Origin of the sequence: Fundidesulfovibrio soli (genome assembly GCF_022808695.1) — a bacterium.
GTDB lineage: Bacteria > Desulfobacterota > Desulfovibrionia > Desulfovibrionales > Desulfovibrionaceae > Fundidesulfovibrio > Fundidesulfovibrio soli.
The window spans coordinates 1-18,838 of the sequence record NZ_JAKZKW010000007.1 but is presented as its reverse complement, the minus strand read 5'-3'; the positions used below and the strand labels follow the sequence as shown (position 1 = coordinate 18,838).

Genomic DNA, 18,838 nt, shown 5'->3' with positions numbered 1-18,838 from the left:
CCTGTCCTGCGGAGCGCCGGACTGTCCGCTGTATTTGAAGAACATCGCCCAGCCCGGCGCTCCGCAGGACAGGGCCGCACCCGGCGCGGCTCGCCCGGCCTTGCAATTCGGCGTCCTCGCTAGTCTGACACCGCCGCCCGGGCCACGTTCACAGCGTTACTCCCTCCGTGCTTGGCGTCAAGGGCAAGCTCCCAGCGGAACTGTTCGTCGTGGCGCACCGGCGCGGCCAGGGTCATCCCCACGGCGCGGTCCCAATGGATGGGGCTCACCCCGTCGCCCGGGCACTTGGCGGCCAGGTCGGCCTCGGTGAGTACGTGCCCGGCGGGCAGGTCCCTGGCGAAGACGATGGACTTGCGCAGCTTGAGCGAAGCCGCCAACTCAGAGCCGGCCACCTCCTTGCAGGTCAGGCGCATGGCCGCTTCCGCCTCGCCCACCAGGCGCACAAGCTCGGCCAGGCCCTGCGGGTCCAGCGAGGCCTGGTGGTCGGTGCCGCGCATGGTGCGGTCCAGGGTGAAGTGGCGCTCCAGCACGCAGGCCCCCAGCGCCACGGCGGCCACGCTGGGGCCGAGCCCGCGCTCGTGGCCGGAGTAGCCCACGGGCAGGCCGTGGCGCGCGGCCAGAGCCGCCATCACGGGCAGGCCCACCAGTTCGTCCGGGCAGGGGTAGGTTGAGTTGCAGTGGAGCAGCACGATGTCGTCGTGAAAGCGGCGCAGCTCGGCCACGGCGGCGTCCACGTCCTCCTGGCTGCTCATGCCCGTGGAGAGGATCAGCGGGATGCCCGAGGCCCCGGCTTTGCGCAGCAGGGGGATGTTCACCAAGTCGGCGGAGCCGATCTTGAGCAGGGGCACGCCCAGGCCGATCACCTGGCGCAGGCTGGGCATGTCCCAGGCGGAGGCGAAGAAGGCCAGGCCCAGGGATTCGGCTAGGGCCTTGAGTTCGGCCATCTCCTCGATGGAGAGCTCCAGGGCCAGGCGGTGGCTGCCGTAGGTGGGGCCGAAGCAGTTGGGGCCGGAGCAGGGGGCCTGGCGGCCCGCCTCGGTGAACATGGCGGACATGTCGCGCTTCTGGAACTTCACGGCGTGGGCTCCGGCCTGAGCCGCTTCGCGCACCATCGCCCTGGCCAGCTCCATGTCGCCCTGGTGGTTGTTGCCTATTTCGGCCACGATGAAGCACGGCTGCCCGGGGCCGATGACCCTGCCGCCAGGCAGCCTGATGATGGATTCCGGCTTCATAGGCGCACTATCTCCACGCTGTTGCTCCGGCAGAGCCCTGCCAGCTGTTCGTAAATCTCCTCCTGGCGGCCGAAGGAGGTGATGACCACGGCCTGGGGCCGCAGCGACTTGAGCGCCACCGGGGGGGAGATCACGTGCCCGCCCAGGGTCTTGCCCGCCTTGTCCGGGTCGTTGTCCACCAGGGCCACCACCTCGAAGCCTCCGGCCGCCCGCAGGGCCTGGAGCACCACCTCGCAGGTCTCCGACGCGCCGAACAGGGCCAGCTTCTTGAGCCCCCTGGCCTTGAGCCCGGCCAGCCTGGACTGGATGGCTGCCTTGAGCGCCGTGTATATCTGCACAGTCTCGCTGGAGAAGCTGGCGAACATGGCCCGCCGCGAGGCTTCGCCGCGTTCTGTGAGGCTGTAGCGGAAGCTCTTGCCGTTGACGGGCTCGTACCGGACGAGCCCTTCGTCCTCCATGAGGCGCAGGTACTGGTTGACCATGGCCCCGGAGAGGTTGGCGCGCCGCCCCAGCTCCTTCTGGCTGACCTGGCCGTCCTGGGAGAGGGCGTCCAGAATGGCCAGTTGGCGGGCCTCCTTGCTGGGGCGGTAGAAGGTCTTGTTCACGAGAAACATGCGCGGCTCACCGTTTGGTAAGGGGATGAACGGACCGCATGCGGGCGCGATCCCTGGTCTGCCCTCTGGATACGTGCTTTCGCAAAGGATAACAAGCGGTTGTCATTCGGACGCCTCGTTTGGGATTCCTCCGGGATTTCAAGATGATGCCGCTCCCGGTCTGCAGATTGTTCACAGGCCAAACGGTCCGGCGGCAGCATTTGCCCGGCAGACCCGCACTCCCAAGGGGGTGCAACCCTTGTGCCGCCTGACTTTGGAGCCTGGATGCGGCTTCTTGTCATCCCGGCGAACCGCCCACATGGGACATCCCGCGCAGCCAGGTCCAGGGACGTCGAATCCTCAGTTGGATGCCACGCGGCTTGTCCGGCCTTGGCCTCCGGCGCGGCGGGCGGCCCGATGTTCTTCAAATACAGCGGGCCGCCCGCCGCGCTGGAGGCCAAGGCCGGGCCAGGAACAGGGGGAAACCCTTCGCCAGCCTCCTTGCAATTTGAAATCGCTGGGGTAAGAACCCTGGCCGGAGGCGAACCCGTGTCCACACCGCTCATCGAGATCAAGAACCTCACCAAATCCTTCCGGGGCCGCCGCGTGCTGCGCGGCGTGGACCTGGACATCCCCGCAGGCGGCCTCACCGTCATCATCGGCAAGAGCGGCGAGGGCAAGAGCGTGCTGCTCAAGCACATCATCGGCCTCTTGCGCCCTGATTCCGGCGACGTCTGGTTCGAGGGCAGGGCCCTGGGCTCCATGAGCAGGGCCGAACTGGGCGGGCTCAAGGGCGTCATGTCCTACATGTTCCAGGCCATGGCCCTGTTCGACTCCCTCACGGTGTTCGACAACATCGCGCTGCCCCTGCGCGAGAAGCTGCGACTGCCTGAGCCCGAGGTGGCCAGGAGGGTGGGCCTCAAGATGGAGCAACTGGAACTCAAGGGCACCGGGGAGAACTTCCCCTCGCAGCTCTCCGGCGGGATGCAGAAGCGCGTGGCCCTGGCCAGGGCCCTTGTCACCGAGCCGCGCATCGTCCTGTTCGACGAGCCCACCACCGGGCTGGACCCCATGCGCAAGTGGGGCGTGTTCAAGCTGATTGACGATTCGCGCAAGGCCTTCGGTTTCACGGCCGTGATGGTCAGCCACGACATCCCCGACGTGTTCCACATCGCGGACAGGGTGGCCATGCTTGACGAAGGGCGCATCGTGTTCACGGGCAGCGCCAGCGAAGCCCGGGAAGGCGCGGACCCCAAGCTCAGGGCCTTCATGCCCGGCCCGGAATACCTGGAGAGGGTCTAAGCGCCTGTAGCAAAGGCCGATTCTTGCAGCCTGTTCAAAAAGCCCGCTGGCAAGGCGCACGAAAAAGTCAAGGCCGAAGCGTATTTGGCATACGTGAGGGTTTGACTTTTTCGAGGCAACGCACCATCGGGAATTTTCAACAGGCTGCTACGTGCCGGAGTAGTGCCGGTCCAGCAGCCCAAGGGCCTGGGATTTCTCCCGGATGTAGCGGTTGAGCATGGCGTCCTTGGCCAGCAGCGGGCTGTGGCCCTTGAGCGCAAGGCGCTGGCGGTAGACTTCCTCGATGAGCGCTGCCTCGAACAGGTTCACCTTGCGCTCCTCCACGATGCGCGGCTTCACGGCGTTGATGGCGCAGGCGAAGATGGCCGCCGCTCCGCCCACGCCGTGCTGCACGGCCGCGCTCCAGAGCACTTCCCGGGTGGCGGGCGAGAGCGCGGAGACGTCCACCCCGGTCTGCGTGAAGATTTCCTTCACGGCTGGGCGATAGTGGCTGGTCAGGATGAACTCGTACTGCAGGCTCTCGAAGCGGCGGCGGTTCTCCTCGGCTATGCGCCGCCATTCCTCGGCAACCGGGCCGGAGGTCGAGCCGGTGTTGGCCGGACCCTGGCTCTGGAGCCTGGCGTGCAGGTCCGGCGCGCGCTCCTTGAGGTATCGCAGGAAATTGGCGTAGGTGGGCGTGCCCGAGGCGATCTGGAAGGTGCCGTAGCTGGTGCCCGCCTTGGGGGTGTGCCCCACGCTGGCCGCGCCATCGTCGCCTGACTCGAAGCGGGCCGCCAGCACCCCGGGCGGGGCCTGGTGGGAGAGCCTGGAGCCAGGCCCGGGCATGGGCATCAGGCAGGCCATGGTGTATGTGGGGGTGCCCCTGCGCACCGCGTTGGACTTGCCCCACAGGGTCAGGGCCGCCCGCCGGGGCCAGGCCGCCGGGTCGTCGGGGTGCAGGGCGCTGAAGTCGATGCTGCGGCGCACCGCGTTGTGCACGATCCGGACGCGGACCTCGCCGGGGACGGGCCTGTCGTCCTGGAGCATATCCTGCACGAGCCTGCGGGCCACCACCGGGTTGAGCATGGGCCCGGCCATGTCCAGGGTGTCGGGCCTGGGCGGCGGCGTCAACTCCGGCCAGCGCGGCCCCATGCACAGCACCACCCACAGGCACAGGGCGTAGCCGAGCGCCCCGCCGAGCAGGAGCCGTTTGCTCTGCGGGTCCAGGCATGAGAGTATCCGGGCCGTCGGCCCCGGAGTTTCAGGCTGTGCGTTCACTTATGTGGTCCCGTTCCCGGCGGGCGGGGCTCACGACACCGGGGGACGCCCGCCATAACGCGGCCTTATCCGATTTCACGGAGAGTGAAAAGTGTCTCGAAAGCACAAAACCGGCGCCGAATCCGGTTTTTGGGCGCGATTGCGCGACATCCGGCTCTGGCTGGCGCTGTTCCTGCCCGGTTTGGCCGTGACGGCCGGTATGTGCTTCGTGCACTGGAGCCAGCCGGGCTGGCTGGCCTTCCTGGACTACAAGGTCTACGACGTGCTCCTGCGCCAGCGGCCCAAGCCGCCGCTTTCGGGGCGGGTGGCCGTGGTGGACATAGACGAGAAGACCCTGGCCGAGGTGGGCCAGTGGCCCTGGCCCCGCTACCAGACCGCGCTGCTGCTGGGCAGGCTCAAGCAGTACGGCGCATCCGCCGTGGGCATGGACATGGTCTTCTCCGAGCCGGACCAGACCTCCCCCGAGCGCATCCGCCGCCAGTTGGGGGCGCTCGGCGTGGACATGGACTTCACCGGGCTGCCCGAGGGCCTGCGCGACAACGACCGGCTGCTGGCGGACAACCTCGCGGGCGGCCCTTTCGTGCTGGGGTATTTCTTCATCTTCGACCAACAGGACAGCGCCGCCGCCCGCGAGGGCTGCCCGCTGCCGCCCCCCCGCCTGACGGTCCGCCGGGCGCCGGGCGCGGCGGACAGGCCCTTGCAGATATCCCAGGCCGAGGGGGCGGTCTGCCCCCTGCCGGAGCTGACGGCCTCGGGGCGCTGGGCCGGGTTCTTCAACTCCTTCCCCGACCAGGACAACATCGTGCGCTGGGTGCCGCTGACCATCGGCTACAAGGGCGCGCCCTACCCGAGCCTGGCCGCGGCCACGCTCATGCGCGCCTTCGGGGACAAGGGCGCGGTGCTCTTCGTGGAGCCGAACCCCTACGGCGGGCAGGACATGTCCCTGCGCCTGGACCTGGGCGAGATGGGCATGCGCTCCATCCCGCTGGACCGCCACGGCCGGGTGCTGCTGGACTATCGCGGCCCCTCGCGAACCTTCCCCTACATCTCCGCCGTGGACGTGATGCAGGGCCGCGTGCCCCAGGAGGAGCTGGCCGGTAAGATCGTCTTCGTGGGCACCTCGGCCAGGGGCCTGCAGGACGTGCGCGCCACCCCGCTGGACCAGAGCTGCCCCGGCGTGGAGGCCCACGCCACCGTGGCCGAGATGGTGCTCACGGACAGGTTCCTGCGCCACCCCATCGACGGCTGGTACATCGAGCTTCTGCTCACGGGGCTGTTCGGGCTGTGGGTCACCGTGCAGATGATGTTCACCCGCTCGCTGTGGGTGGGCGCGTCGGCCCTGCTGGCGGGCGCGGGCATGTGGGGGGTGTCGGTCTGGTCCATGAACGCCATGGACTTCCACCTCTCGCCCCTGGCCCCGCTCATGGCCCTGGCGGGCAACTTCACGCTGCTCACCTTCCTCAAGTTCCTGCTGGAGGAGCGCCAGAAGCGCTTCATCCAGTCCGCGTTCGGGCACTACCTCTCCCCGGCGGTGGTGGACCAGATCGTGGCCCAGCCCGACAGGCTCACCCTCACCGGAGAGGAAAAAGAGGTGAGCGTGCTCTTCTCGGACGTGCGCGGCTTCACCACCATCTCGGAGAAGCTCTCCCCCACGCAGGTGGTGGCCCTGCTGCACGAGTACCTCACGCCCATGACCCGGCTGGTCACCGAGCACTCCGGCACCCTGGACAAGTTCATCGGCGACGCGGTGATGGCCTTCTGGAACGCCCCGCTGGACGTGCCCGGCCACCCCCGGCAGGCCGTGCTCACGGCCCTGGACATGCTGCGCGAGCTGGACCGGCTCAACCAGTGGTTCAAGGCCCGCTACGGCTTTGAGATCAGCATCGGCATCGGCCTGCACCTGGGTTCGGTGCGCGTGGGCAACTTCGGCTCCGAGGACCTGTTCGACTACACCATCATCGGCGACAACGTGAACCTCTGCTCCCGCCTGGAGGGCCTGACCAAGTTCTACCACCAGCGCCTGCTGGTCACCCAGGCCATGCGCGCCGCCGCCGGGGAGGGCTTCACCTGGCAGGAGGTGGACCGGGTGCTGGTCAAGGGCAAGCACGAGCCCGTGACCATCTACACCCTGCGCGACGGCGCGCCAGAGGGTGGGCTGGGGGGCGAGCTGGAGCGCTGGGAGAAGGGTCTGGCCCGCTACCGGGAGGGGAGCTTCCCCGAGGCCCTGGAGATTTTCGAGGATTTAGGCCGCAACCCCGGCGGGGACCTCTACGGCCTCTACGCCGAACGCTGCCGCCACTATATCGCAAACCCGCCGGGTCAGGAGTGGACCGGCGTGTACGAGCACACCAGCAAATAGGGCCCGCGCCCATCCAGTTCAAGCCATGAAAAGTATCCTCAGCAGCAAGATTGGGCCTTCAGCCCAGGGGGCGCAGGCCCAAGGCGTGCAGGCCTGATGCGCGCCGCGTATTCACCCAAGGACACCATCGCCGCCATTGTGACCGCTCCGGGGCGCGGCGGCGTGGGCGTCGTGCGGCTGAGCGGCCCCGAGGCCCGGCGCATCGGCCAGGCCATGTTCCGCTCCGCCAGGCCGGACTTTTCAGGGTTCAAGCCCTACCGTCTGCACCACGGCACGCTCCTGGACGAGCGCGGCCAGCCCCTGGACGATGTGCTGGCCGCCTCCATGCCCGGCCCCGGCTCCTACACCGGGGAGGACGTGCTGGAGTTCCACTGCCACGGCTCGCCAGCCATCCTACAGGCGGCGGTGAACGCCGCCGTGGCCCTGGGCGCGCGCCACGCCCAGCGCGGGGAGTTCACGCGGCGGGCCTTCCTGGCCGGGCGCATGGACCTCTCGCAGGCCCAGGCCGTGGCCGAGCTCATCGCCGCGCGGACCACGGCCGGGGCGCACCTGGCCCTCTCCCGGCTGGAGGGGCTCATGGGCCGCCGCGTGTCCGAGCTGCGCGCCCGGCTGGAGACGCTCCGGCAGCGCATCTGCCTGGCCGTGGACTTCCCCGACGACGAAGGCGAGTGCCTGGACGAGGCGGACTTCCTGGCCGTGCTGGACGAGGTCGGGAGCGCCATAGAGCGGATGCGGGCGGCCCACGTCCGCTCCAGGCCGCTGCGCGAGGGCGAGACCGTGGTGCTGGCCGGGCCGGTCAACGCGGGCAAGTCCAGCCTGCTCAACGCCCTGGTGGGGCGCGAGCGGGCCATCGTCTGCGACGCCCCGGGCACCACCAGGGACTTCCTGGAGGAACAGATCGACCTTGACGGCCTGCCCCTGCGTCTGGTGGACACCGCCGGGCTGCGCGAGGCCGCGGACACCGCGGCTGACCCCGTGGAGCGCGAGGGCCAGGCCAGATGCATGGACCTCATGAAGGCCAGCTCCCTGGTGCTGCTGGTGCTGGACGGCTCCAGGCCTTTCGACCCGGCCGGGCTGCAATGCGAGTGCGGCCCCGTCAGCCTGGATCCGGCGCGCGTGCTGGGCGTGGTCAACAAGGCCGACCTGCCGTTTGGGGCATCCGGGGGGAGCGGGGGCGACCCCCGGTTGCTCCTGACGGAAGCGGGGATCGAGGTGCTGGAGGTATCGGCGCGCACGGGCCAGGGCCTCGAAGGGCTCTGCGCCGCATTGCGCCGCCGCCTGCTGGAGCACGGACCCCAGGCGGACTCGGGCGTGCCCGTGCCCAACGACAGGGAGAACGCCCTGCTGGCCCTGGCCGCCCAAGAGTTGGAAGCCCTGGCGCAGGATACCCGCGCCGGTGTGCCGCCGGATCTGCTGGGAGTGCGCCTGGAGGGCGTCTGCTCCAGGCTGGCTGAGATAACGGGCGAGATCGCGCCCGGCGACGTGCTCAACGCCATTTTCGACGGTTTCTGCATTGGCAAATAGACGGGAGGCGTCCTTTTGGCGTTTCCTTTTTCGACGCTCCGGATTATAGTCATTGAGGGGGCTTGCAGTATGCAGGATTTGGCGGCGGACTACCTGGATCACTTCTCCGTGACCTTCGGAGAGGGCGCAGGTGTCCGCCTTGTCGACGGTGCTCCGCCGGACCTCGTGGAGTTGGCCCGCCTCGTGGAGGATTTGTTCGGGCCCGGCAACGAGGCCGCCCTGTTCGAGGCGCTGAGCATCGCCTCCGAGTCCGAATTGCCCCATTTGGCCGAAGTGGATGAGAAGGTCTGCCCGGCGGATCTTTATTTCGTGGTGCTCGATTTCCTCGGCACACGCGTTTTTGCAACAGATGGAGGCGACTAGATGTTTTCGGCGGGAAAGATTGCCAAACCCCTTTTCATGCTCCTGGCCGTGACGCTGTTTTCCTGCGTGGTGGCCTCGGCCCAGACGGCCCCCTCGGATCAGCCCGAGGCGGCCCCCGCCACAGGCGCGGCCCCGAAACGGGCCAAGACGCCGCCCAGGGTCTTGCCCAAACCGGGTGAGGTCGTCCCCCTGGATCAGGCCGCCGCCCCTGCCGGGGCGCCCGATCAGGCCTCCGCTCCCGCTGTTTCTCCTGGAGCGCCTGCCAGTCCGGCCGCCAAGCCGGGTAAAAAGTCAGCCGCGCAGGCAGCTCCTGCGCAGCCCGCTGCAGAGCCGATTGAGGCCGCGCAGGCGGCTCCCGCCGCTCCGGCGCAGGCTCCTGCCGCCCGCACCCCCGCCAAGGGGGCCAAGGCCGCGCCCGCCGCGGCCGGTTCGGCGTCCATCCGCCCCGACAAGTTGAGCGCCATGCCCGTTCGCGCCAAAGGCAAGGACACCAAGGTGTCTATCGGGGCCCTGCTGCCGCTCACCGGCGCGCAGGCGGCCCAGGGCCAGGGCAGCAAGGCGGCCATCGAGCTGGCCGTCGCTGACATCAACGCCTATCTGGCCGAGATGGGCTCCACCGACCGCGTGAGCGTCCAGATCGAGGACACTGCCTCCAACCCGGCCACCGCCCTGGAGCGCCTCAAGGCCCTCTCCGTGGCGGGCATCCGCATGGTCGTGGGACCCTACAGCGACAACGAAGTGGACGCCGTGCTCGATTTCGCCACCAAGAACGGCATCCTGCTGCTCTCCATGGGCAGCGCGGGCCCCTATCTGGCCAGGCCCGGCGACAACCTGTTCCGTTTCGTGCCCACCGACGCTTATCAGGCCGAGGCCATCGCCGTGCTGGCCAGCCAGGAAGGCTGCACCCAGCTCATCAGCATCTGGGAAGGCGACATCTACGGCGACGAGGTGGTCACCCACATCAAGGGCCAGTTCGCCAACCAGGGCGGCCAGATCATCCCCGGCACCCGCTTCCGCCCCGAGGTGACCACCGGCATGGCCAGCTACGTGGCCGACCTCAAGGCCCAGATAGACAAGAGCGTGAAGGACAAGAAGAAGTTGGCCATCGTGGTTGCCGCCAACGGCTCGCACACCGCCGCCATCCTGCGGGAGGCCGCCAAGGTTCCCGGCCTGGACGAGGCCCACTGGTACGGCAGCGACAGCGCGGCCCTGCGCGGCGCCATCATCCAGGACCAGGACGTGGCCAAGTTCGCGGCAAAGGTCCGCGTGGCCTTCGCCCGCCTTGGCGAGACAGGCACCGCCCTCTACAGCGAGCTTGAGAAGCGCGTGGAGGACAAGGTGAACGCTTTCGTGGACACCCAGGCACTGGTCGCCTACGACATCGTGTGGCTGTGCACCTCCCTCGGGCTCAACGCCGGTGACGACTTCCCGGCCCTGAAGAAGGCCCTGGCCCCCACGGCGGAGCACTTCTACGGCACCACGGGCTGGATGGCCGTGAACGAGAACGGCGACCGCCGCGAAGACTATGACTTCGACTTCTGGACCATCAAGTTCATCGACGGCAAGTACTACTGGGTCAAGACGGCCCGCTACCAGTTCGATCCGGGCAGCGTGAAGCAGCTCATCATCAACGCCGCCGAGAAGGACTAGCCCCCTAGGGCATACCTGACAGAGAAACGAAACGCCCGCAGGCACGAAGCCTGCGGGCGTTGTTTTGTTTTGGAACGGCTGAATGGGGCGTGTCTGCCGTCGCGTCCCGGCAAGGCCTCAGCGCTTGGGCCGGCGCGACCGCCCGGAATTCTCCTGCCGCTTGCCGCCCGCCTTGGCCGCCTTCGCCGGCCTGGCGGACCTGGCGGCCTTCACCACCTTGGCCGCCTGCCTGCGCGGCAGGCCGGGGCGTCCTCCGCGTTCGCCGTTTTCGCCCTCGGCCAGCTTGAGGTTGACCTCCAGGCGGCCAAGCTCCACGTCGGTCAGCTCCACGCGCACATGCTGGCCCAGGCGGAAGCGGCGCCCGGTGTGCTGGCCCAGCAGCTCCTGCCGCTCGGGGAACAGGGCGTAGTAGTCGTCCGTGAGGGTGGAGAGCCGCACCAGGCCCTCGGCCATCAGCTCCGTCAGCTCCACCCAAAACCCGAAATCCGACAGGGAGGAGACCACGCCCTCGAACACCCCTCCCACCTTGTCGCGCAGGAAGAGCACTGTGGCGCGCTTGAGTATCTCGCGCTCGGCTTCCATGGCCACGCGCTCGCGCTGGCTGATGTGCTCGCAGGCGACCTGCATCCTGCGGGCGTTCAGCGGCGGCTGGCGGCCCTCCAGCACGGCCTTGAGCCCCCGGTGGACCATCAGGTCGGCGTAGCGCCTGATGGGCGAGGTGAAGTGGCAGTAGCACTCCGAGGCCAAGCCGTAGTGGCCCATGTTGGCGATGTTGTAGCGGGCCTGCATCATGGAGCGCAGCATGAGCCTGCTGGCCAGGAACTCCATCTCCGTGCCGTGGGCCTGGCGCAGAAGCTCTTGCAGGCCCTTTGGGGTGGCCTGCTTGGGCAGCACCAGGGTGATGTCGGCGCGTTGCAGGATGGTGAAGAGGGTCTGGAGCTTGTCCGGGTCCGGCTCGGGGTGCACGCGGTAGGGTACGGGCGCGCCGTGCTCGGTGAGGAAGCGGGCCACGGCCTCGTTGGCCGCGATCATGAACTCCTCGATGATCTGGTTGCCGAACTGGCGCTCTCGGGGGCGGATGCCCACGGCCTCGCCCTGCAGGTTGAAGAGTATCTCCGGCTCGGGCAGGTCGAAATCCAGGCTGCCCCTCTCGGCGCGCAGGCGGTTGATGGCCCGGGCCAGCATTTCGGCCGTCTCCAGCATGGGCAGCACGGGCGCTATCTCGGCCCGGACGGCCTCGTCCTTGTCCACCAGGGCGCGGTTCACCTGGGTGTAGGTCAGCCGGGCGTGGCTCTCGATCACCGCCGGGTAGAAGCGGCTCTCGCCGTGGTGGCCGTCCGCGCGGAAGTCCGTCTCCACAACCATGGCCAGCCGGGGCACGGCCGGGTTCAGGCTGCACAGCCCGTTGGAGAGGGCCTCGGGGAACATGGGCTCCACGGACTGCGGGAAATAGTAGGAGTTGCCGCGCTCCTGGGCTTCGCGGTCCAGGGGGGAATCCTGCGGCACGTAGTGGGCCACGTCCGCGATGGCCACGTAGAGCCGGTAGCCCGGGCCGTCGCGCTCCACCAGGATGGCGTCGTCGAAGTCGCGGGCCTTCTCCCCGTCGATGGTCACGAAGCCCATGGAGCGCATGTCCCGCCGGCCCTCGAAGTCGGCCTCGCCGGGGGCGGGGGGCAGAGTGGCGGCCTGCTCCAGGCAGGCGGCGGGGAAGGGCCCAGGCACGCCGTGATTGAGCTTCACCAGCCGCTCCTGCACGGCGATGTCGCTCTCGCTGCCCAGGTTCTCGACGACCTCGGCGGCGTAGAGCTGGTGGTCGATCTTGTCCCCGGCCTTGAGGGTCAGCACGTCGCCGGGCTTGGGCGCGTCGGCGCCTTTCTCCGGCTCCAGCAGCAGGGCGTGGGTGTGGCGCGGGTCCGTGGGCTTGCACAGCAGCAGGCCCCCGCGCAGGGGACGCTCCACGCGGCAGGGCAGCACGGCGGCTGGCCGCTCCAGGATGCGCACGATGCGCCCTTCGCATTTGTCGCCGCGCTGGCGGGTGAGCGCGGCGGCCACGCGGTCGCCGTGCCAGGCCTCGCCGAAGTCGCGCGGGTTGATGAACACGTCCTTGCGGCGTTTGTCGTCGCAGATGAGGTAGCCCACACCGGAGCGCTGCACCTCCAGCTTGCCGGTCACCAGGCGCATGTTCCCGGAAAGCCCCCAGGCGCCCTGCAGGCGGATGAGCCTGCCCTCGCCGGTGAGCTGCTCCAGCAGGTGCTGCACCTGGCCCTTGTGCATCTTCGGGGCCTCAAGCCCTGCGAGTACGTCCTTGAGGGTCATGGGGGTGCCTGTGCGCCTGAAAAGGCGCAGCACCTCGGTCTGGTCGATGGCTGGTTGGCCCTGCTTGCGGCCCTTCTTACCGGGGCGGTTGCCCATCAGATGGTCTCCACGCGGTTGCGGCCGTTGTTCTTGGCCTTGTAGAGGGCGGCGTCCACGCGCTGCAAAAGCTCCTGCACGGACTCGTCCTTGCCCAGCTCCACCACGCCGAAGCTGCAGGTCACGCGGCCGGTCGCCGGGAACTTCTTGCGTTCGATGCTGGCGCGCATGCGCTCGGCGAAATCCAGGGCGTCACCCAGGCCGGTGATGGGCGAGACGATCAGGAACTCCTCGCCGCCCCAGCGGCCCAGGGAGTCGGTGTCGCGGATGTCGCGCAACATGAGCCCCGCCAGCTCCACGAGCACGTCGTCGCCCACGGAATGGCCATGGGTGTCGTTGATTTCCTTGAAGTGGTCGATGTCCACCATGACGAGGCTCAGCGGCATCCCGTAGCGCTTGAAGCGGGTGTGCTCGGCGTTGATGTATTCCGTGAGCTTGTAGCGGTTGCTCACGCCGGTGAGGCTGTCCGTGGTGGCCCGGTAGAGCAGTTGGACGCGCTCGCGCTCCAGGGGGGTGATGTCCGTGAAGGTGACGATGTCGCGGCCCAGCTCCGGGAAGGAGCGCGAGGACACCCAGAAGGTGTTCTCGTAGAAGCACTCGCCTCCGGAGGAGGAAAAACACGCGTTGCGGTCCGTGAGATCCGGGTCGCGCAGCCTGCCCATCCAGGAGGCAAAATCGGTGATCGGGTAGCGCGTTCCGGCCACGAAGATGTCCCGCATGGCGCCCGGCTTCCCCGAAAGGAGCGACTCCAGGGAGTCGTGCCCCATGTATTGCAGGAAGGTCAGGTTGGCGTAGTCCACCCGTCCGTCCTGGCAGGAGACGATCAGGTGCGGGTTGATGTCGAGCAGGTAGGAGATCATGTGCGACCGCACGTCATCCCGCTTGCGCTGGGTCACCACGCGGGCGTTGCGGTAGAGCACCGGGATGAGGGCGTCCGTCTCAAGCGGTTTGGTGATGTAGCCCTCCAGGCCGACCTGCAGGGCCTTGCGCAGCACGTGGTCCTCGGTGTGGGCGGTCACGGCGATCACCGGGGTGTCGGGCGACTCGGTCTTGATGATGGCCGCCATGGAGAGCCCGTCCATCACGGGCATGTTGATGTCCGCGACGACGATGTCCGGGCGGTGTTCCCGGAACATCCTGAGCCCTTCGGCGCCGTCCCGGGCCTTGAGCACCGTGGCCATGCGCTTGGAAAGGAACCTCGCCAGGGTCTCGGCGGTTATCGCGTCGTCTTCCACGAGCAGGAGCGTGATTTTGGAGAGAATCTCCTCGGGGGAGAGTTCGGTGGGGTCGTGGAGCATAAGACAGCCATCCTTCGTTCCGTGGACCGGTCCCAGTGACATGTCCCGCTCAAGAGCGGCAGCTCTCAGGGCGGACATGCTTACCGCAACGAGGCGCGTTTGTCTTCTCCGGCTGGCGCGTGCGCGGCCTCTGCCGTATCTCGCGCTCTTTTGGGTCTTCATACGCTCCATAAACCAGTGTAGGAGCGGAGACAACTGGAATCATGGAAATTCTCAAGGAGGGCGCATGGAGGAACGCGACTGGGAGCTGGTGGGGGAAATCCGCCTGGGCGGAGACCTCAGCTTCGAGGAGGCCGGTGAGGTCGAGGGCAGGCTGCGGACCTGCATCGAGGCCTGTCTGGTGGCCTACGGCCCGGCATACCTCGACTTCAGGCACAATGGGGACGATCTGGTCTTCGTCAGCTCCGTCGGGCGCTTCGGCCCGGCTGAGGCCGCGTTGTTCTGCAACGCGGTGCGGGCCGAGATGGACCCGGGCGGCAAGGGGAGGCTTGTGGCCTGCGGCTCGGGCTTCGGCCCGATTGTCGTGCGCGGCTTCTCCCGCTGGGGCCTTGAGGTCGTCGACGCCTTGGAGGGCGGCGGCTCACAGGAATGACTGAATGTGCTTGGATATTGTGAAATTTATCCTTTGATTCTTTTTTCGGCAAATGCGTTACAGGCGGTTGACAGGGGCACGAATGATATTTTTTAAGAGTGCGACGAAAACGTTATCTATTGAAAATTTCTATACATGGACAGGGGTGTATAATGGGTATTCGGGGCAAGATGTTTCTGCCTTTCGTTGCCGTAGTCATCATCCTGGGCGGGGTCAGCCTGTGGACCCTGGACAGCTCGCTGAGCGCACTTGAAAAACGTTTCGTGATGCGCATCGTGGCGGGCAAGGCCGCCGAGGTGGAGAACGCCATCGAGAACGTCTCACGCATGACCCTGGAGCAGGCTGCCATGTTCAGCCGCATCCCCAGCGTCATCGCCGCCTACGAAGAAGCCCTCTCGGGCAATATCAACGACGAGGCCGACCCCGCGGCCCAGAACGCCCGCCAGCGCATCCGCAAGGAACTGGCCGACGTCGGCGCGGGATACTCGGAGGTGCTCGGCGGGCGCAAGCTCATGCTGCACTACCACCTGCCCAACGCCCGCAGCCTCGTGCGGCTCTGGCGCGACAAGCAGGTCACCCGCAACGGCCAGAAGCTCGACGTCTCGGACGACATCTCCGCCTTCAGGCCCACCGTGAAGGACGTCAACGCCACCGGCAAGCCCGTGATGGGCGTTGAGCTTGGCGAAGGCGGCTTCGTCATCCGCGGCGTCGCCCCAGTGAAGACCGCCCAGAACAAGCAGCTCGGCTCCGTGGAACTGCTGGCGGAGTTCGGCCCCATCCTGGAAGGCGCGGCCTCCGAGGGGCAGGAACTGCTGCTGTACATGAACGCACAGTTCCTGAACATCACGGCCGCCCTGCGCGATCCCGCCAAGAACCCTGTGCTGGACGGCAAGTTCGTGCGCGTCAGCGGCGCCAAGGACGCAGGGCTGGAGAAGCTGGTGACGCCCGAGCTTCTGGCGCGCGGCCAGAAGGAGCTGGTGGTGGAGCGCAAGGGCGACCTCTCCCTGGGCGCATTCCCCATCAAGGACTACAAGGGAGTGCAGACCGGGGTGATGGTGGCGGTGGTCAACACGGCCAGCGAATCGGCCACCATCAGCACGGCGAAATACACCCTGGCGGCGCTGCTGGCCCTGCTGCTGATCGTGCCCACGGGCATCGCGAGCATCGCCTTCATGCGCTCCGTGGCCCGTCCCATCGACCGCATCGTGGCCAAGATCCGCGACATCACCGAAGACAAGGCCGACCTCACGGACAGGCTGCCCGAGGACAGCCGCGACGAGATGGCCAGCCTGGCCATCTGGTTCAACAAACTCATGGTCAAGGTTTCGCAGCTCATCTCCATCAACCGCTCAGTGCTCGACGCCGTGCCCGACCCCCTGTTCGTGGTGGACGAGGAGTACCGCATCAAGTTCGCCAACAAGGCCACCTCGGAGTTCGCCGGCATCGATCAGCGCGCCCTGGCGGGCATGAGCTGCTCCGACATCTTCAAGACCAAGGCCTGCAACACCCCGGACTGCCCGATCCAGCGTGAGCGAGACAACACCCGGGGGGACGGGGCCGCGCGCATCGAATGCATCAAGGAAGGCAGACGCGTGGTGCTGCGCCCCTTCGTGAAGACCATCACCGACGACCACGGCACCCTGCTCGGATACCTCGAGCTGGCCCAGGACGTCACCGGCATGGTGGAGCGCGAGGAGGCCCTGGAGGAACACCTGGAGCAGTTGCGCCACGTCAATGCGGAGATCACCGCCGTGGCTGAGGAGATTTCCGGCTCCCTGGAGGAGATCTCCGCCCAGGTGGAGGAGGTCTCGCAGGGGGCGGACATCCAGAAATCCCGCGTGGAGGAGACGCTGTCCTCCATGTCGGAGATGACGGCCGCGTCGAGGGACGCTGCCCGCAGCGCCCAGGAAGCCTCCACCCAGGCCGAAGCCACCAGGGAGACCGCCGAGCAGGGCGAGAAGGTTGTGCGCCAGGCCAGGGAGGTCATCGACTCCGTGCGCGCCCAGACCGAGTTGCTGCGCTCCAACATGGACGGCCTGGGCAGGCGCGCGCAGGATATCGGCCGAATCCTTACCGTGATCAACGACATTGCCGACCAGACCAACCTGCTGGCGCTCAACGCCGCCATCGAGGCCGCCCGCGCGGGCGACGCGGGGCGCGGCTTCGCCGTGGTGGCCGACGAGGTGCGCAAGCTTGCGGAGAAAACCGTGCACGCCACCGGCGAGGTCTCCGAGGTTATCGGGGCCATCCAGAACGAGACCCGCAACAACCTGGACGTCACCGTGAAGGCCGTGGAGACCGTGGACAAGGCCACCTCCCTGTCGGAGCTTTCCGGCGATTCGCTCAAGCGCATCGTGGAGCTGGTGCACCTCACGGCGGAGCAGGTGCGGACCATCGCCACCGCGGCGGAGGAGCAGTCCTCCGTGAGCGAGCACATCGGCAAGGCCCTGGACGACGTTCACGCCGTGTCAGCCAGCACCGCGCGGGGCATGGACGCCTCGGCCCAGGCCCTGTCCGGCCTGGCCGAGCTGGCCCAGCGGCTGCGCAGCGTGGTGGCCATCAAGGAGTGACCGGCCCTAAACCCGCCGAATGATCCGAGGCGCGGCCGCCCTTTTCGGGGCGGCCGCGTTTTTTATCGCAAAACCCTTGACCCTGATGGCTTTGGGGGGCACTCCCGGTGCGGGGACGCCTCCCCGGAGAAGATTATTCATGCGTAGCCGCTTTTTCCTGCGCGCCTCGGCCCTCGTGCTTCTGGCGCTCGCTGTCCTGGCCGGGGCCTGCGGTCCCAAAGAAACCGGGGTCAGCTTCGAGCCGAAGCCGAAATGGGGCGCAAGCACCGCCGTCAAACCCCTGGACGACCTCAAGGAGCTGCCCCAGGACGCCAACGCCTACCTGGATAAATCCAAGGCCGACCAACTCCTGCTCTCCACCGAGGCGGCCAGGATGCGCTCCAGCGTGTACCTGGAGCGTCTGTTCGGCCCGTGGCGCGCCTCCAATCCGGCCTACGCCCGCAAGTCGGCCACCAAGTCGCTGGCGGCCTATTCGCGCAACCCCGGCTACGACGACTCCGGCCAGATGCGCCTGAGACCCTGGTCCGACCGCATCGTCTGGAACGCCAACATGCGCTATTTCGGCTCCCAGCGCCGCCCGGCCATCGCGGTGGCCAACACCAACCTGAGGGCCATCCCCACCCTGGACCACCGCCTCGGCCCCCCGGGACGCCCGGGCCAGGGCTACCCCTTCGACATGCTCCAGGTCTCCGCGCTGTGGATCGGCACGCCCGTGCTGGTGGACCACATCAGCCGCGACGGGGCCTGGGCCCTGGTGGAGACGGCCATCGCCCCAGGCTGGGTGCGCATGCAGGATCTGGCCTTCGTGGACGACGCCTACATCGCCCAGTACACCTCGCGTCCCTTCGCGGCCGTCATCAGGGAGAACGTGCCCCTGGGGGGCGGCGTGAGCGCCGGGGTCGGCGCGGTGCTGCCCGTGGAGGAGACCGACGGCGTGCGCCTCAAGATTTCCGTGCCCGCGCCCGGCCCGGGCAACCGCGCCTCCAACATGGGCGTCTGGCTCACCCAGGGCGAGGCCGCGCTCATGCCCCTGGCGGCCACCCCAGCCAACATCGCGGTCGCATTGAACCAGATGATGGGCCAAGCCTACGGCTGGGGCGGGCTGGACGGCAAGCGCGACTGCTCCGCCACCACCCGCGACGCCCTGGCCCCCTTCGGGGTCTGGCTGCCGCGCAACTCGGCCGCGCAGGCCCGGACCGGCACGTACATCCCGCTCGAGGGCATGTCCCCGCAGGAGAAGGAGCAGTCCATCCTGAAAAACGGCGTGCCCTTCAGGACCCTGATCTGGATGCCCGGGCATATCCTGCTCTACATCGGGCAGTACAAGGGCCACCCCATCGTGTTCCACAACGTCTGGGGCATGCGCACGATCGAGCCCAACGGCACCGAAGGCCGCAGGGTCATCGGCAAGGCGGTGGTCACCACGCTGCGGGTGGGCGAGATCTACCCCGAGGTGGGGCCTGAGCGCATCCTGCTCAACAGGGTGCGCGGCATGACGCTCGTGGCGCCCGGCGGCGGCAAGGACGGCTTGGAGCCCGACGGCGAGAATCCGGAGGAGTCGCAGCAGTAGGGGAGCGGACGCGGGGAATACCTGGCGCTGGCGGGAAGGCTTGCATGCCTTTCGTTCTCAGGGCGCGATGAGTTGTAGCGGGTCCGGCCGAGGCCTCTCCAGGGCCGAACCCGCCG

General features: G+C 67.9%; 13 protein-coding genes. 8 read left to right on the top strand and 5 right to left on the bottom strand.

Annotation, left to right across the window (positions count from 1 at the left end; genetic code table 11):
• Nucleotides 1-119: 119 nt before the first annotated feature.
• Both MLE18_RS08410 and MLE18_RS08405 read right to left on the bottom strand, forming a co-directional pair.
• Nucleotides 120-1,232, bottom strand: coding sequence for an N-acetylneuraminate synthase family protein (locus MLE18_RS08410; RefSeq protein WP_243438346.1), 1,113 nt, complete (start codon nucleotides 1,230-1,232; stop codon nucleotides 120-122).
• Nucleotides 1,229-1,846, bottom strand: a complete 618-nt coding sequence (locus MLE18_RS08405; protein WP_243438345.1) for a winged helix-turn-helix transcriptional regulator — start codon at nucleotides 1,844-1,846, stop codon at nucleotides 1,229-1,231. The genes MLE18_RS08410 and MLE18_RS08405 overlap by 4 nt, the downstream gene beginning before the upstream one ends.
• A 528-nt stretch (nucleotides 1,847-2,374) precedes the next feature.
• Here MLE18_RS08405 and MLE18_RS08400 point away from each other — a divergent pair.
• Nucleotides 2,375-3,127 (top strand): ABC transporter ATP-binding protein, encoded by a 753-nt coding sequence (locus MLE18_RS08400; RefSeq protein ID WP_243438344.1) that lies wholly within the window; start codon nucleotides 2,375-2,377, stop codon nucleotides 3,125-3,127.
• A 147-nt stretch (nucleotides 3,128-3,274) separates the two neighbouring features.
• Here MLE18_RS08400 and MLE18_RS08395 read toward each other — a convergent pair whose 3' ends face one another.
• Complete coding sequence (locus tag MLE18_RS08395; RefSeq protein ID WP_243438343.1) at nucleotides 3,275-4,384, bottom strand: VgrG-related protein; 1,110 nt, start codon at nucleotides 4,382-4,384, stop codon at nucleotides 3,275-3,277.
• 91 nt (nucleotides 4,385-4,475) lie between these two features.
• Here MLE18_RS08395 and MLE18_RS08390 point away from each other — a divergent pair, with 91 nt between their 5' ends.
• The 4 genes from MLE18_RS08390 (at nucleotide 4,476) to MLE18_RS08375 (ending at nucleotide 10,280) form a co-directional block, all read left to right on the top strand.
• Nucleotides 4,476-6,743, top strand: coding sequence for a CHASE2 domain-containing protein (locus MLE18_RS08390; RefSeq protein ID WP_243438342.1), 2,268 nt, complete (start codon nucleotides 4,476-4,478; stop codon nucleotides 6,741-6,743).
• Nucleotides 6,744-6,839: 96 nt separating this feature from the next.
• Nucleotides 6,840-8,267, top strand: a complete 1,428-nt coding sequence (gene mnmE / locus MLE18_RS08385) for a tRNA uridine-5-carboxymethylaminomethyl(34) synthesis GTPase MnmE (RefSeq protein ID WP_243438341.1) — start codon at nucleotides 6,840-6,842, stop codon at nucleotides 8,265-8,267.
• A 69-nt stretch (nucleotides 8,268-8,336) separates the two neighbouring features.
• Entirely contained in the window at nucleotides 8,337-8,630 is a 294-nt protein-coding gene (locus MLE18_RS08380; protein ID WP_243438340.1) for a hypothetical protein, read from the top strand.
• Nucleotides 8,631-10,280: an ABC transporter substrate-binding protein gene (locus MLE18_RS08375; RefSeq protein ID WP_243438339.1), complete on the top strand. Its 1,650-nt coding sequence runs from the start codon at nucleotides 8,631-8,633 to the stop codon at nucleotides 10,278-10,280.
• Between the two features lie 117 nt (nucleotides 10,281-10,397).
• On the opposite strand, the gene rnr is transcribed toward MLE18_RS08375, so the two are convergent.
• Both rnr and MLE18_RS17935 read right to left on the bottom strand, forming a co-directional pair.
• Nucleotides 10,398-12,692: a ribonuclease R gene (gene rnr / locus MLE18_RS08370; protein ID WP_243438338.1), complete on the bottom strand. Its 2,295-nt coding sequence runs from the start codon at nucleotides 12,690-12,692 to the stop codon at nucleotides 10,398-10,400.
• Nucleotides 12,692-13,990 (bottom strand): GGDEF domain-containing response regulator, encoded by a 1,299-nt coding sequence (locus tag MLE18_RS17935; RefSeq protein ID WP_272881559.1) that lies wholly within the window; start codon nucleotides 13,988-13,990, stop codon nucleotides 12,692-12,694. Before MLE18_RS17935 ends, rnr begins: the two co-directional genes overlap by 1 nt.
• Nucleotides 13,991-14,216: 226 nt before the next feature.
• On the opposite strand from MLE18_RS17935, the gene MLE18_RS08355 reads away from it, so the two are divergent.
• From MLE18_RS08355 to MLE18_RS08345, 3 genes are all read left to right on the top strand, one after another.
• A complete protein-coding gene (locus tag MLE18_RS08355; RefSeq protein ID WP_243438337.1) occupies nucleotides 14,217-14,582 on the top strand; it encodes a hypothetical protein in 366 nt (121 codons plus the stop codon).
• A 152-nt stretch (nucleotides 14,583-14,734) separates the two neighbouring features.
• The gene (locus MLE18_RS08350; protein ID WP_243438336.1) at nucleotides 14,735-17,152 is read left to right on the top strand and encodes a methyl-accepting chemotaxis protein; all 2,418 of its coding nucleotides are present in this window, start codon (nucleotides 14,735-14,737) and stop codon (nucleotides 17,150-17,152) included.
• Between the two features lie 139 nt (nucleotides 17,153-17,291).
• Complete coding sequence (locus MLE18_RS08345) at nucleotides 17,292-18,722, top strand: C40 family peptidase (RefSeq protein WP_243438335.1); 1,431 nt, start codon at nucleotides 17,292-17,294, stop codon at nucleotides 18,720-18,722.
• Nucleotides 18,723-18,838: the final 116 nt, after the last annotated feature.